13 protein-coding genes and 1 tRNA gene are annotated in these 13,970 nt (G+C 57.4%); 8 read left to right on the forward strand and 6 right to left on the reverse strand.

Translation table 11 applies throughout. The features are described 5' to 3' along the window. Positions 1–72: 72 nt before the first annotated feature. The 5 genes from QQG91_RS03635 to QQG91_RS03655 form a co-directional block, all read right to left on the reverse strand. The gene (locus QQG91_RS03635) at positions 73–1,032 is read right to left on the reverse strand and encodes an FAD:protein FMN transferase (protein ID WP_285771623.1); all 960 of its coding nucleotides are present in this window, start codon (positions 1,030–1,032) and stop codon (positions 73–75) included. Continuing rightward, positions 1,013–3,220: a PepSY domain-containing protein gene (locus QQG91_RS03640; protein ID WP_285771624.1), complete on the reverse strand. Its 2,208-nt coding sequence runs from the start codon at positions 3,218–3,220 to the stop codon at positions 1,013–1,015. Before QQG91_RS03640 ends, QQG91_RS03635 begins: the two co-directional genes overlap by 20 nt. Before the next feature lie 12 nt (positions 3,221–3,232). Then, a complete protein-coding gene (locus tag QQG91_RS03645) occupies positions 3,233–3,700 on the reverse strand; it encodes a DUF2271 domain-containing protein (RefSeq protein ID WP_285771625.1) in 468 nt (155 codons plus the stop codon). A gap of 25 nt (positions 3,701–3,725) precedes the next feature. Continuing rightward, complete coding sequence (locus QQG91_RS03650) at positions 3,726–4,127, reverse strand: hypothetical protein (RefSeq protein ID WP_285771626.1); 402 nt, start codon at positions 4,125–4,127, stop codon at positions 3,726–3,728. Positions 4,128–4,302: 175 nt separating this feature from the next. After that, complete coding sequence (locus QQG91_RS03655; protein ID WP_285771627.1) at positions 4,303–4,608, reverse strand: PepSY domain-containing protein; 306 nt, start codon at positions 4,606–4,608, stop codon at positions 4,303–4,305. A gap of 150 nt (positions 4,609–4,758) precedes the next feature. Here QQG91_RS03655 and QQG91_RS03660 point away from each other — a divergent pair, with 150 nt between their 5' ends. From QQG91_RS03660 to QQG91_RS03695, 8 genes are all read left to right on the forward strand, one after another. Continuing rightward, positions 4,759–5,418 carry a response regulator transcription factor gene (locus QQG91_RS03660; RefSeq protein ID WP_285771628.1) on the forward strand — a complete coding sequence of 220 codons (660 nt, stop codon included), beginning with the start codon at positions 4,759–4,761 and terminating at the stop codon, positions 5,416–5,418. Next, positions 5,415–6,755, forward strand: coding sequence for an ATP-binding protein (locus QQG91_RS03665; protein ID WP_285771629.1), 1,341 nt, complete (start codon positions 5,415–5,417; stop codon positions 6,753–6,755). The genes QQG91_RS03660 and QQG91_RS03665 overlap by 4 nt, the downstream gene beginning before the upstream one ends. A 128-nt stretch (positions 6,756–6,883) precedes the next feature. After that, positions 6,884–7,804 (forward strand): ArsR/SmtB family transcription factor, encoded by a 921-nt coding sequence (locus QQG91_RS03670; protein ID WP_285771630.1) that lies wholly within the window; start codon positions 6,884–6,886, stop codon positions 7,802–7,804. Positions 7,805–7,895: 91 nt separating this feature from the next. Then, positions 7,896–9,404 carry an arabinosylfuranosidase ArfA gene (gene arfA, locus QQG91_RS03675; RefSeq protein ID WP_285771631.1) on the forward strand — a complete coding sequence of 503 codons (1,509 nt, stop codon included), beginning with the start codon at positions 7,896–7,898 and terminating at the stop codon, positions 9,402–9,404. Positions 9,405–9,514: 110 nt separating this feature from the next. After that, positions 9,515–10,774 carry an extracellular solute-binding protein gene (locus tag QQG91_RS03680; RefSeq protein ID WP_285771632.1) on the forward strand — a complete coding sequence of 420 codons (1,260 nt, stop codon included), beginning with the start codon at positions 9,515–9,517 and terminating at the stop codon, positions 10,772–10,774. A gap of 86 nt (positions 10,775–10,860) precedes the next feature. Continuing rightward, entirely contained in the window at positions 10,861–11,742 is an 882-nt protein-coding gene (locus QQG91_RS03685) for a carbohydrate ABC transporter permease (protein WP_285771633.1), read from the forward strand. Beyond that, positions 11,739–12,581: a carbohydrate ABC transporter permease gene (locus QQG91_RS03690; RefSeq protein ID WP_285771634.1), complete on the forward strand. Its 843-nt coding sequence runs from the start codon at positions 11,739–11,741 to the stop codon at positions 12,579–12,581. Before QQG91_RS03685 ends, QQG91_RS03690 begins: the two co-directional genes overlap by 4 nt. 10 nt (positions 12,582–12,591) lie before the next feature. After that, on the forward strand, positions 12,592–13,662 hold the full coding sequence (locus tag QQG91_RS03695; protein WP_285771635.1) for an ABC transporter ATP-binding protein: 1,071 nt from the start codon (positions 12,592–12,594) through the stop codon (positions 13,660–13,662). 119 nt (positions 13,663–13,781) lie between these two features. On the opposite strand, the gene QQG91_RS03700 is transcribed toward QQG91_RS03695, so the two are convergent. Beyond that, positions 13,782–13,856 (reverse strand) — tRNA-Glu (locus QQG91_RS03700). Positions 13,857–13,970: the final 114 nt, after the last annotated feature.

Genomic DNA, 13,970 nt, shown 5'->3' on the forward strand with positions numbered 1-13,970 from the left:
AGTCCCAAACCAAAAGCCGCGCGGCAGGTTCCGCGCGGCTTTTCCTTTTTTGATCAGGCCGAACAGATTGGCTCAGTTCCTGTCGGCGACCCCGAAGAGAGGGCCAGTTCCAACGCTTTGCACAGTGCCGTCGGGCTGGCGCGTGAGAAAGAGCGCCTGAAGTTTCGCCTGCTGCGCAAAGCGAAGCCCTTCCTCCACGCCCATCACCATCAGAGCCGTTGCCCAAGCATCCGCCTCGGCGCATGTCGGTGCAATAACTGTGACCGAGGCAGGCGCTTGCAAAAGCGGTGCGCCGCGGGCCGGGTCCATCGTATGGGACAGCCTGCGATCCTTGACCGTGATCCAATGGCGATAGTCCCCGGATGTTGCGACGGCCGCATCTTCCAGTGCGAGCATCGAAAAGGGTGTGCGTTTTTTATAATCAGGGGCTTCGATGGCGATGGTCCAAGCGGTGCCATCGGGTCGATGACCCAAGGCGCACATTTCGCCGTCGATGCCGACCAGAGCGTTGGAAACGCCGTGGTTTTCCAGCACATCGGCCAAGAGGTCCACCCCATAGCCCTTGGCGATGCCGTTGAGATCAAGCGAGAGCGGTGCCCGTTTGCGTGCTTGGCCGTTTGCAAGGTCAAGGATGTCATGGGTCGGCAGATGAGCGTGATCCATCGCTGCGCGAATGGCCAATGGATCGGCGTCGGTGCGGCCAAAGCCCCACGCCTCGACGGCCTCTCCCATGCCGACATCGAATGCCCCGCCTGACGCGCGCCCGATGGCAAGCCCAAGACCGAGCACCCGCACCATATGAAAGGGCAGGGGCCGCCATTCCTCGATCGGGGCGGCGTTGAGCCGCATCAGGTCGCTGTCGGTATTCCAAGTCGACATCTGGCGGTCTACCGCGTCGACGGCCGCTTGAAGCTCTGCCCTAAGCTGGACGGTATCGACAGAGCTATCCGAGAAGAACAAGGCGCTCCATCGGGTGCCCATCGTCGGTCCGTTGAGGGCGTGGCGCACAAGATCAGTAGACATCTTCGACATATTTCCCTTTGGCTTTGAGAGTGGCGGTCGACAGTCCGATCGGTGCGAGGATGTCCTCAAGCGCTTGGCTTACTCCTTGGGCCATGTCGCGACCGCCGCAGACCATGATCTTGGCGCCCTGATGTATGGCGTCGATTACCGTCTGGGCCTCAGCTCTGAGAGCGTCTTGAACATAGAGTGGCTTTGTCCCTCTGGAGGCGGCCGTGGTCAGATTTGAAAGCTGGCCGTCCTCGATCCAGCGGGGCAGGTCCTCTCCATAGAGGAAATCGCTGTCTTCATGGCGCATCCCGAAAAAGAGGTGCATGGGGCGCTTGCGACGGTTGCCCCGTATCAGGCCCGCCAAGGGACCCACGCCTGTTCCTGCGCCGATAAGAAGGAGCGGCGTGCGCGCGCGCCCTGCATGGAAATTCGGATTGCGCCGCAAGAAAACCTCGACCTTATCCCCCGCCTCGAGCGAGAGGAGTTGGCCAGAGCACAGACCGCCTTGGTGCTTTCTGACGACGATCTCCACAAATCCATCGCGTGCGCCCGACGCCAGAGAATAAAATCGGGGAAGGCGTGAACCCTGCGGAATGATCCCGACGAGGTCCCCCGCCTCAAAGCGCGAAAAACCTTGGCCCGTCATGCGCGCCCAAAGCGAAAGCTTGGGGAGGGCGAAGCGGAGGATCGCTGTCGGTGCCTGAACCGCCGTCCCGTAGTCGCGGCGCGAGACCAGTTCCAGTTTCTCGGATTTGGGCGGCATCGGTTGGTGGTTCAATTCGAGGGGAAGCCCCAGAGCATCCCCGAGTGTGCGCCCCCAACGGGCAAAATCCTGTGACGACTGGCGGTCAACCGTCTCGAAGGACAAGAGCGCATCCCATCCCTTGGCCCGCAGGGCAAGGTCCACCTCCTGCGCAAAAGCGCAATAGGCGGGAAAGCTTCTGTCCCCGAACCCGAGAACGGCAAAGGGCGCAGAGGAGGACTGATCCAGCGCGTCGAGGCGGTCAAGAAAGCCTTTTGCTGAACTCGGTGCGTCACCCTCACCGAAGGTTGCTGCAAGAAAGAGAAACCGCTTGGCGGATGCAAAACGCGCCGGATCGAAACCCGTCATCGGGCCGATGTGGACCGAGTGTCCGCCTTGGGCCAGAGCCTTGGCGAGCGTGACGGCAAAGCCCCAAGTGCTCCCGCCTTCTGAGCCGACAAGAACAACGGTTTCTGCGCTGCTGGCGGGAGAGTTCTGCTTGAAGCGGGGGCGTCCCCGTTGTGCTTCGATCCAGATCAACGCGCCTGTGGTCCCCATAACGGGCACGCTCAAAGCGATGATCCCCAAGATCAGCCCGAGGGTGGCGGCTCCTTTGCCCGTGTGCAGCATATAGATCGTCTCGGTGATCTTTTGCGCCGACGAAAGCGGGACCGAAGACAGCGTCTCGCCCGTGCCTTGATCGATGAGCGAGGTTCCCGCATCGGTCGAGAGGGTGAAAACATCCTGTGGATCGGAGTCGTAGGGGAAACTCAATTTGCGGAACCCGTCGAGCGAGACGCTGCGAAGCGCGGGCATGGTGTCCAGTGGATAGTCGGTCAATCCACTGACGCTGCTCGGCTGCGGCGCATTCGCGCTGCTGTCGGGCAAAAGATCAAACGTGGAGGCAGTCATCCAAAGCGCGGTCGCAGCCGAAAGAGCAAGGCCGACAACAGCGACGCGAGCGATCTCGACATGAAGCCGTCCGGCCTTCGGGCCTTTGAGCGGCGAAAACCAGCGCTGCCAGCCCCCCGTCCGCCGCGCGACGAGTGCTGCACCAGAGAGGGTGAGCGCAAGCATTGCACCCGCACCTACGGCAGCCACAAGTCGCCCTGCATCATCCAGAAAGAGAGAACGGTGCAAGTTGGTGAGCCAGCGCTCGACGGGGTTCGGATCGGCAGAGCCGACATCGAGTCCTGTTGCAGGATCGATGACCGCCGAACCAGGGTTTCCGTCTTTGAACCACCAAGCGGTGATCTGTCCCGAAGGGGATCGTCTGATTTCCTCGAGACCCGGATGAGTGGCGGCCACGCGGGCCGCGAGATCGGCAACGCTTTGCTCTGCAACGGCGCTGGGCGCAGTCAAGCGTTCATAGGCAGGAAAGACCGAGAGCGCCGCACCACTGAGCGCAAGGACGGTGACAAGAACAAGAGCAATCAGTCCAGGCCAGCGGTGAAGCGTACGGATCATGGGTTGCCCCTCTTAACGATAGGTGAAGCTGGAGATATAGCGACGCCCCTGAACGGCTTTGCCGAAGCCATCGCTCGTCAGCGGCACGGCAATCTCGTTCGGGCTATCGCGGAAGTCCTCGACCGCGGCGTCGATATGAAGGGTATAGCCCGCGTCAAAGAGGGCGTCCGCCAGATCGAGCGAAATATCCAGAGTGCGGCCCGACCCGACGCTTGCGCCCGTGATGCCGTTGACTTCGGCCGTATTGCCTCCCGTTGCGGCGGTCCAATCGGTCAGGTGTTTGTAATATTTGGATTTACCTCCCGCCATCCAGAGGCTGCCGACATAGGCACCCGAGGCATCGGTGACATAGAGCGCGAGATAGGCCCCGTTGCCGCCATAGGTGTTCATAGTCGTGCTGAGGGTCACGGGCCGCGCCATCGCCAACCCCGGAAGGGTGAGCGCGGTGGTAAGAGCGAGGGTCGCAATGAGAGATTTCATGAGAATATCCTTGGAAATGGGTCGATCAGTTCGTGACGGCTTTGGGGGCGGCGCCATTGCCGAAGAGACCGTTGGCGGGCGGCGTGCCCGAGTTCATCGAATTGGGGGTATTCTGGCCGCGTAGCGTTTCGCAGTCGTCGTCATCATCGCCGCGCGAAAAGAGCCGCCAGCCGTGCTCGTCGCCCTCGCAGTCATCATCATCGTCGTCATCGTGACGGCGGCCGTGATCGTCATCATCATCGTCGTCGTCGCGGTCATCGCTGACGCGGACGAGAGGCACAGCGTCCAAAGGATCAAGCACGGCGGCGCAGACACCATCGCAAGACGCCACGGCGTGGCCGATCGGCGCGTTCGCGGCAAAAGCGGGAAGGACAAGGGTCGCGCCGAGAGCGGTCGCAGAGAGAAGAAGGATGGTTCGGGAAGTCATGAGCGTGTCTCCTGTGATGTGATGGCCTAGACTTGGGGCCCCGACCTGAGCGGTTCCTGAAGCGCGACACTTTTCTGCTTCAGCTTGGCGTCAGGTGGCTATTCAACGCGTGAAACGCGCCTTTCCGCCGCCGGTGGGAGCGGAGCATAGGTGGGCTTAAAGTGGTGAATGTGGGTCAGTGGGACTCGTCACCCTTGCGGTCGTCATCATGTTCTTCTTCGAACTCGAATTCGACGATCTGCAACGTGTCCGGCTGGAGCTTCACTTCGATTTCGCGGCCCGATGCGTCGCGCCCTTGGATCTCGTAGCACCCGTCATCGATCTTGATGCGGCGCACGTTCCAGCCCCGTTCTTCGGCAAGTTCGACGACAGCCTCGCGCGGCTTCCAGTTCGACATGGGCACAAAGCAACCTTCTTCGGCTCGGGCGGACCCTGCGACCGAGGCTGTCAGAAAAGCAAGAATTGTAATGGTCTTTTGCATGGGCCACTCTCCAAGTTGGGGCCAACTTTGACACAGGGATAGAGCTTCAACCTGACGCCAAGCTGAAGAGAGCTGGTGTTCTTCTTCAGCTGTGCGTCAGGACGATTTGATCCTATAAGCGGAAACAAGCGTGAAGGGCGGCGACTGGACATGAGAGTATTACTGATCGAAGACGATATGATCCTCGGCGCTGCGGTGCGCGACCAGATCGCCGCCGATGGTCATTCGATCGATTGGGTTCAGCGCCTCGACGTCGCCCAAGACGCGATTGCCGCAACGGGTTTCGATCTTGTTCTCCTTGATCTGATGTTGCCCGACGGGCGCGGTATTCCCTTTCTCCGCCGATTACGGGCCAAGGGGGATGTCACGCCCGTGATCATCCTGACCGCGCTGGACCAGATCAGCGACCGCATAGATGGCCTGAATGCGGGGGCGGATGATTATCTCGTCAAGCCCTTCGATCTCGCGGAGCTTTCTGCGCGGATCGGGTCTGTGGCGCGGCGCTATGCCGGCAACCCCAATCCGATTGTCAAACACGGCGCACTCGAGATCGATCTGGCGGCGCACAGTGTTTATCGGGACGGAAAATCTGTGACCCTGACCGCGCGGGAATGGGCCCTCTTCGAAGTGTTTCTCTCGCGTCCCGGTCAATTGCTCTCCAAAGCGCAGCTTGAGGGCAAGATGTATGATTTCGGGGCCGAGATCGAAAGCAACACGATCGAAGTGCATGTCAGCCGCCTGAGGAAAAAGTTGGGAGCGTCGGTGATCGAGACCGAACGGGGTCTCGGGTATCGATTGGGGCGTGCATGAGGTTTACGAAGAGCCTTCAAGGCCGTTTGATGCTCTTGCTCGGTTTGGCCCTTACTGTCGTATGGGTCGCCGCGGCGAATGTGACCGCCTATATTGCGCGCAGCGAAATCGAAGAGGTGTTCGACTCGGCGCTGCAAGAGACGGCGCAACGTATCCTTCCTTTGGCTGTGGTGGATATTCTCGGCCGCGAGGAAGAAGGGATCAACCAGCGCGTAGCCGCCATCAGCGACCATACCGAGTTCTTCACCTATGTGGTCACGGACGATCAAGGCCGGATCCTGTTGCAATCCCATACGGCAGATCCCGATACTTTTGCCGAATGGCGCGGGGTGGGGTTCTCGACGACCGACAGTCACCGCCTCTATAGCGACGAAGCGGTGAAAGGGACGATCAGGATTACGGTGGCCGAACCTTTGGAGCATCGTGCCAGTGTGTCCCACGAAATCCAGCGGGGTTTGGGGCTTCCCCTTTTGATCATGTTGCCGCTTGCCCTTGGCGCGATCGCCCTTGCTGTTCGTGCCAGCCTTGCGCCCGTGCGCCGCTATCGGATGCGGCTGTCTGCGCGGAGCGAACGTGATCTGAGCCGGATCGATACCGATGATCTTCCGACCGAAATTGCCTCGCTTGCCGAAACGCTTAACGGGCTTCTTGGTCGGCTCGAAACGGCCTTTGATGCAGAGCGCAGCTTTGCAGCAAACGCGGCGCATGAATTGCGGACCCCCTTGGCGGGTGCAATCGCTCAGGCGCAGAGACTTCAGTCCGAAACATCCGATCCCGATGCCAAGGCGCGCGCAGGCGAGATCGAAACGACGCTCAAGCGGCTGACGCGGCTTGCAGAACGTCTGATGCAATTGGCACGGGCCGAGGGCGCCAAGTTGCGCCGAAACGACAGAGCGGATCTTCGGCCGATCACAGAGCTGATTATCGACGACCTGAGGCGCACCGTGGCACCCGCCCACATTGTCCTCTCTCTCCCCGACAGCGCCGTTTTGTCCGACCTTGAACCCGATGCGCTGGCCATCATCCTGCGCAATCTTGTCGAAAATGCCGTCCGCCACGGGCAGTCTGATGCACCTATCGAGGTTGTTCTGGGTGCCGACGGCACCTTTACGGTTTCGAACGAGGGTCCCGTCGTGCCCGAAGAAACACTTGCGCGGCTCACACATCGGTTCGAGCGCGGTGAGGGGGCCCAATCCACGGGCAGCGGTCTCGGGCTTGCGATAGTGCGCTCCATAGCCGAGCGTTCGGGTGGTGCGTTTGACATCCGCTCTCCACGTCGCTCGTCAGCAACAGGGTTCGAAGCGCGCTTTCGCGTGAACGAACCTTCGGGACGATAGGAGAAAAAGCCCCACAAAATCTTTTTTCCACGGTCGAAACCTGATCGGGTTTCAGCCAGTGGTTTTTTCACTTTTTAAATATCACAATTGTTGATATGAAAGATTTGTTACCTTTGAAGGAGAATGCAGTGACCAATCGGTTCTTGTTGGTTGATCCGGAGCAAAATCTTGATGTGGTCAAAGCGTTGGCGAGCGCGATCCGCGTCTCGATCCTAAAGACTTTGGACATCCGAGGTCCGATGAACGTAAACGAGATTTCTGCTGCGCTGGATCTGCCCCAGTCTACCGTCTCATCCAACCTTCAAGTCCTTGAAGATGTTGGATTAGTTGCGACGACGTCTCAAAAGGCAAAAAAAGGCAGCCAAAAGATTTGCGAGTCGCGGTTTCGTGAAATCTTGATCGCTTTTCACGAGGTCCGCCCCGAGCAAGCCGAGAATGACATCGAAGTTTCCATGCCTCTCGGTCTTTATTCACGGTGCGAGATTTCCTCGCCCTGTGGATTGTGTTCGACCGATGGGGTGATCGGTCTGCTGGATGTGCCCAATACTTTCCTCGAACCCGAGCGGATGCGCGCGGGGCTTTTGTGGTTCAACAGCGGCTATGTCGAGTATCAATTCCCCAATAATGCGAAGCTGAAAAACCTCACCCCGAGCGAAGTCGAATTTTCGATGGAGCTCTCGTCGGAGGTTCCCGGAACGAGCGCGGATTGGCCGTCCGACATTTTCCTCGAGGTCAACGGCGTCCATGTCGCGACTTGGACCTCTCCAGGAGATTTCGGTGATAAAAGAGGGGTTTACACTCCAAAATGGTGGAAACTCTCGGGCTCGCAATACGGTAAACTCAAGACTTGGCGCATCAATTCCAAAGGCACATTTGTCGATGGAATGAAGGTGTCGAGCACCAAGATCGGCGATCTTGATATTGATGCCCACCGCTCGATCCGGATGCGGATCGGTGTGCGGGATGATGCCGCCCATCCCGGCGGGATCAACATCTTCGGCCGTGGTTTCGGGAACTATGACCAAGACATCATTATGCGACTTCGGTGAAATGAATCGTTGACTGAAAGCAAGACTCGCCACAATCATATCGGAAATAACGGTATAAACCTTAACTTTCGATATGAATGGGTGATGGTCGATGAAAGCTCGCGTCACGGCTCACAGCCGCTATACAATCTCTGAAATTGACAACAGGCTCTATGGCTCTTTCCTCGAGCATCTCGGGAGGGCGGTCTATACTGGGATTTATGAACCCGATCACCCGCAGGCCGATGACAGCGGGATGCGTCGCGATGTCATAGAACTCGTGCGGGAACTGGACACTCCGATTTGTCGCTATCCCGGCGGTAACTTTGTTTCGGCTTACAATTGGGAAGACGGTATCGGCCCCAAGGAAAACCGTCCGACGAGACTGGACCTTGCCTGGCGCACCTCGGAGTCGAACCAGGTCGGTATCCACGAGTTCGCCGACTGGGCCGAAAAGGCGAATACCGAGATGATGCTTGCGCTGAACCTTGGCTCGCGCGGCTTGGACGAGGCGCGCGCCTTTGTCGAATACGTGAACCATCCGGGTGGAAGCTATTGGTCCGATCTGCGCAAAAAGAACGGGCGCGCCGATCCTTGGGGTGTCAAGTTGTGGTGCCTCGGGAACGAGATGGATGGGCCTTGGCAAATCGGTCACAAGTCCGCGCTTGAATACGGTCGTCTTGCCAATGAGACGGCTAAGGCGCTGAGATCGTTTGACAAGTCGCTTGAGCTTGTTGTCTGTGGGTCCTCGCACTCGGAAATGCCGAGCTATCCGCAATGGGAAGCGACCGTTCTCGAACAGACCTATGATCAGGTCGATTACATCTCGCTCCACATGTATTTCGAGAACTACGAAAAGAACACGGCAGAGTTCCTTGCGCTTCCTGAAAAGCTTGATCGCTATATCGGGACGGTTTCGGGTGTGATCGATTATGTAAAGTCGAAATCTCGTTCCAAGCGTGATGTAAAGATCAGTTTTGACGAATGGAACGTCTGGTATCACGAGCGCAAGAATGATGCGAAGCGCATGGCCGAATGGGATTGGCCGCATGCGCCTGCGCTGCTCGAGGATATCTATACCTTCGAGGATGTGCTTCAGGTCGGGTGTATTCTCAACACGTTTATCCGTCGTTCGGATGTGGTGCGGATCGCATGTATCGCACAGCTCGTGAACGTGATTGCACCCATTATGACTGTTCCGGGCGGCACGTCTTGGCGTCAGACGATCTTTTACCCGTTCAAGTTTGCTTCGACGTTGGGCCGTGGAACCGCGCTGAATCTGGATGTGGATTGTCCGACCTATGATGCTGCAGTTGCTGCCAATGTATCCTATCTCGATATTTCGGGCGTTCATGATGCGGCGAGCGGGGTGCTGACATTCTTTGCGGTCAACCGGAACGGAACCGAACATCTCGATATTGATCTCGCCATCGAGCGGTTCGGTAGCCCCAAATCGGTTGAGCATACGATCCTCAAGCATGATGATCTCGAGGCGCGGAACACGGCGGAGGAGCCGAATAAAGTTGTTCCAAAGCAAGGGGATGGCGCAAAAATTACGGCGGGCGGTCTGTCGCTGTCCCTGCCGCCCTATAGCTACTCGGTCGTACGGGTCCAGATGTAGTATATCACGGTTTGTGGTATATACCCACAAATCCGTTGAAAGAATCGATGTTTGGTGTAGCATTTCGCCAGTACCGGTTTTCAAGCCGGACAAAAAAGGGAGGACTTACAATGAACAAGTATGTCGCGATTGCATTTGCCGGGTTGATGGCAAGTGCCGTCCAAGCCGAGGAAACCGTCGTATGGTGGGATTTCCTTGGCGGCGGTGATGGTGTCCGAATGAAGCAGTTGATTTCTGACTTCAACGAAGCCAACGCCGGAGAAGTCAAGATTGACGCAACCACACTCGAGTGGGGCGTTCCCTTCTATACCAAAGTTCAGACATCCGTCGCGGTGGGCGAAGCGCCCGATGTGATGACCTATCACGCCTCGCGCATTCCGCTTGCAGTCGAGCAAGGGGTCCTCGATGAAATTACCCCCGAAGACTGGGCCGCAATGGGCTTTGGTCAGGACGATTTCGCAGCCCAAATCTGGGATGGTGTCACGGGCCCGGACGGCAAGATTTACGGTGTGCCGCTCGATACCCACCCGATCGTTCTCTACTATAACAAGGACATCCTTGGTGCCGCAGGGCAGCTCAATGCCGACGGAACACCCGCCGGGATGGGAAGCCGCGAAGAATTCACCGCGATGCTTCAGGCAATTGCCGACAGCGGTCAGGTCAAGTTCCCGCTCGGTTCTGTGACGGCTGACGGTAACTTCATGTTCCGCACGATCTATTCGCTTGTCGGCCAACAGGACGGCGAATTGCTTACGGACGGCGAGTTCCTTGTCGGTGACAACGCCGCCAAGCTCGAGAATGCCCTTGCAGTCCTGCAGGAATGGACCACGGCGGGTCTACAGTCCACCTATACCGACTATCCCGCGACCGTGGCGCTCTTTACCAGCGGCGAAGCTGCGATGATGATCAACGGTGTCTGGGAAGTCCCGACGATGACCGACCTTCATGCGCAGGGCAAACTCTTCGAGTGGGGTGCGGTCGAGCTTCCCGTGATCTTTGACCATCCGGCAACCTATTCGGACAGCCACGTCTTTGCGATCCCCGCAGGAAGCGCAGAAGACCCCGCCAAGCGTGCCGCCGTGCTCAAGGTCATTTCGGGGATTTTGAAAGAGTCCCTCTTCTGGGCGACTGCAGGTCACATTCCTGCCTACAAAGCCGTGACGGACTCGGCCGAATACAAGGCGATGGAACCCAATGCCACCTATTCGAGCCTGACCGCGAATATGATCTATGATCCCAAGACCCCGCTTGCAGGTGTCGCAGGACCGATCTTCGACGTGATGTCGACTTACTTCGTGCCCGCGCTCAACGGTGAATTGGACCCTGCCGAGGCAGTGGCGAGTATCACTGAAGATCTCAACGACATGTAAAATCAGAGGCAGGACGGCGTGATGCGTCGTCCTGCCTTCGACTGCAACGAACCACTGACGCAATTCCGAGGGTAGGGGCACGCCGCATGATCCGTGATCGCAAAAAAGAGGCTCTGGTCGCGTTCATCCTCATTCTTCCTTTCCTCTCTATCTACTCGTTGATTTTCGTCTATCCGACGATCGACATGTTCTTGTTGTCCTTCACCGACGCCCCCTTGATCGGCAAGGGCGAGTGGGTCGGATTGGAAAATTACACACGCCTCCCGAATGATCGCAGGTTCGATACGGCCTTTTGGAATACGGCTTATTTCGTGCTGCTTTCCGTTATTCCGGGCACATTCGTCGCTCTGGCGATCGCACTGGGCATAAGCCGACTTCAGGGACGACTTCAGGCCATCGTTTTGGCGCTTTTCTTTCTCCCCTATATTCTCCCTGTTTCCGTTGTTTATCGGCTCTGGGACTGGACGTTGAATTTCCAATTCGGCATCGCGATGCATCTCTTCGATCTGATGGGAATTGACCGCGTTCCGATCTTCAAGGTGACGGGGTGGTTCATGCCCGCGGTTGCGATGGTTACAGTCTGGTGGACCTCGGGATTTTCCATCCTCTTGTTTCTTGCGGGGCTACGCTCGATCCCGAGCGAGATCTATGAAGCGGCTTCGCTAGACAACACCAACAGATGGACTTTGTTCCGACGTATCACATGGCCGCTGTTGTGGCCCGTAACGGCGCTGGTCCTGACGATCCAGTTGATCTTGCAGCTGAAAATCTTTGACCAAGTCTATCTCTTCTCGGTCGGGGGACGTCCTAACGACAATCTGGTGATGGTGTATTACATCTACCAGCGCGCCTTTGTGAGCAATGACGGCGGACGCGCCGCAGCGATTGCGATTGTCCTCTTCATCATCGTGATCATCGTCTCGGTCCTGAATTTCCAACTGATGCGGTTTGCGGAGAAACGCTCATGACTTCGGGTCGACTTCAAAAGCTCAATCTGTTCGGCGGGATCATAACCGTCTTCACGCTGATCTGTGCCATCATCTGGGCGTTTCCCATCTATTGGGGCATTGTCAGTTCGCTCAAACCCGAAGACGAGGTTGTCAGGCCCTATATCGAATTGTGGCCCGAAACCCTGACCTTCGACCATTATTGGTTCGCCCTGACCGAGACCCAAATCGGGAGGTGGTATATCAATTCGATCGTCACGGCGCTTGGTGTTACGGTTCTGACGGTCAGCACGTCGATGTTTGCGGGCTATGCCATCAGCCAGCTGCGGTTCCCGTTTCGCCGCACGCTCTATTGGTTGATTTTGGCAAGCTTTATGGTCCCGACACAGGTTCTCATCATCAACCACTTTGTGCTGGTCGCGAATATGGGGCTCTTGAACTCTTGGGCGGGGATCATTCTGCCCCAGTTGATCCATCCCGTTGTGATCATAGTTTATAAACAGTTCTTCGACCAAGTGCCGAAGGACTTTCGCGAGGCTGCGGCCATGGACAATGCCAGCGAGTTCGGCACGCTGTTCAGAGTCTATATGCCGATGAATTGGGGCGTGACGACCGCACTTGCCATTGTGTCGTTCATCTGGTCATGGAACGCCTTCCTTTGGCCGTTCCTTGCCGTCACCAAGAACGAAATGATGACGATCACCGTGGGGATCACACAGGTCAGTGATGCCTTCGGTGTCTACTATGCGCGCCAGCTTGCCGCCGCCGTGCTCGCAGGGTTTCCCGTCGCTTTCGCCTATTTGTTGTTCCAGCGCCGCGTGACCACGGCCATCACACTTTCCGCCGGGATCAAGGGATAAAGGATAGAACATGGCAGATATCTCGCTTCAAAATATCTCCAAGAGTTTCGGCGCAGTCGAGGTGATCTCGGGGTTGTCTCTGGATGTCCATTCGGGCGAGTTCGTGGTTTTCCTCGGCCCTTCGGGGTCGGGAAAATCGACCGTTCTGAGGATGATTGCAGGACTGGAGAGCATTGATTCAGGCACGCTTTTGATCGGCGGAAAAGTCAGTCAGGATTTGGCTCCCGGTCAGCGCAATGTCGCGATGGTGTTCCAGAACTATGCGCTTTACCCCCATATGACCGTTCGGGAAAACATGGCCTTCGGTCTCAAGAACATCCGTCTTGCGCCCGACGAAATCAAACGTCGGGTGGAAGAAGCCGCGCATGTCCTTGAAATCGGTGCCCTGCTTGATCGCAAGCCTGCGCAACTCTCGGGCGGGCAACGCCAGCGCGTGGCGATCGGGCGGGCGATCGTCAAGGAACCTGCCGCATTCCTGTTCGATGAGCCTTTGTCCAACCTCGATGCCGCGCTCAGGGTGCGCACGCGTGTCGAGCTTGCCGAACTTCATCAGCGCATGAAGTCGACGATGATCTATGTGACGCACGATCAAACCGAGGCGATGACTTTGGGGGATCGGATTGTGATCCTCAACAACTGCAAGATCGAGCAGATCGGAACACCGTTGGAGGTTTACAACACCCCTGCGACCAAATTCGTTGCGAGCTTTATCGGCAGCCCTGCGATGAACTTTCTCTCGGGAACCACGTCACAAGGGAAAACAGGCGCGAATTTCGTCACCTCCGATGGGCTGACACTTGAAACGAACATCGCGCTTTCGAACTTCGGAGCCTTCGAACTCGGGATACGGCCCGAAGCGATCCGACTTACCGATGCTGCCGATGGCTTGCCGGCGCGCGTGCGTGTCGTCGAGCGTCTGGGAGACAGGACGCTGGTTTATGCGGTGCTGCCCGACGGAACCCAGATCGTCGCCCAAGACAGCGGTCGGTCTCACGTTCAGACAGGTGACAAGGTGCACCTGATCTTTGACCCCTCTCAAGTCGTTCTTTTCGATGCAGTGGGAAAGGCGCACCATTCCTGAGTGCATCATCGAGCGGGCTTTGGGTTCAAAAGCGCCCAAGGCCCGATCATGACGGCGGATGTCATGAAAAAGGCAAACGCTTTGCGCAATGGCCGGTATTTTGATTTTTAGGGGAAAAGTGGCAGCCCGTAGGGGAATCGAACCCCTCTTTCCAGGTTGAAAACCTGGCGTCCTAACCGATAGACGAACGGGCCACTCTGTGTGAGCGCTGATTATGAAATACGCCAAACTTCCGCAAGGGGATTCGTGCGATTTTTTGACTTTGGCGTGAAAAAAGTTTCGAGACGTAACGTCTTCTGTTGTCGCGC

It is taken from the genome of Marivivens sp. LCG002, from assembly GCF_030264275.1.
Taxonomy (GTDB): Bacteria; Pseudomonadota; Alphaproteobacteria; order Rhodobacterales; family Rhodobacteraceae; genus Marivivens.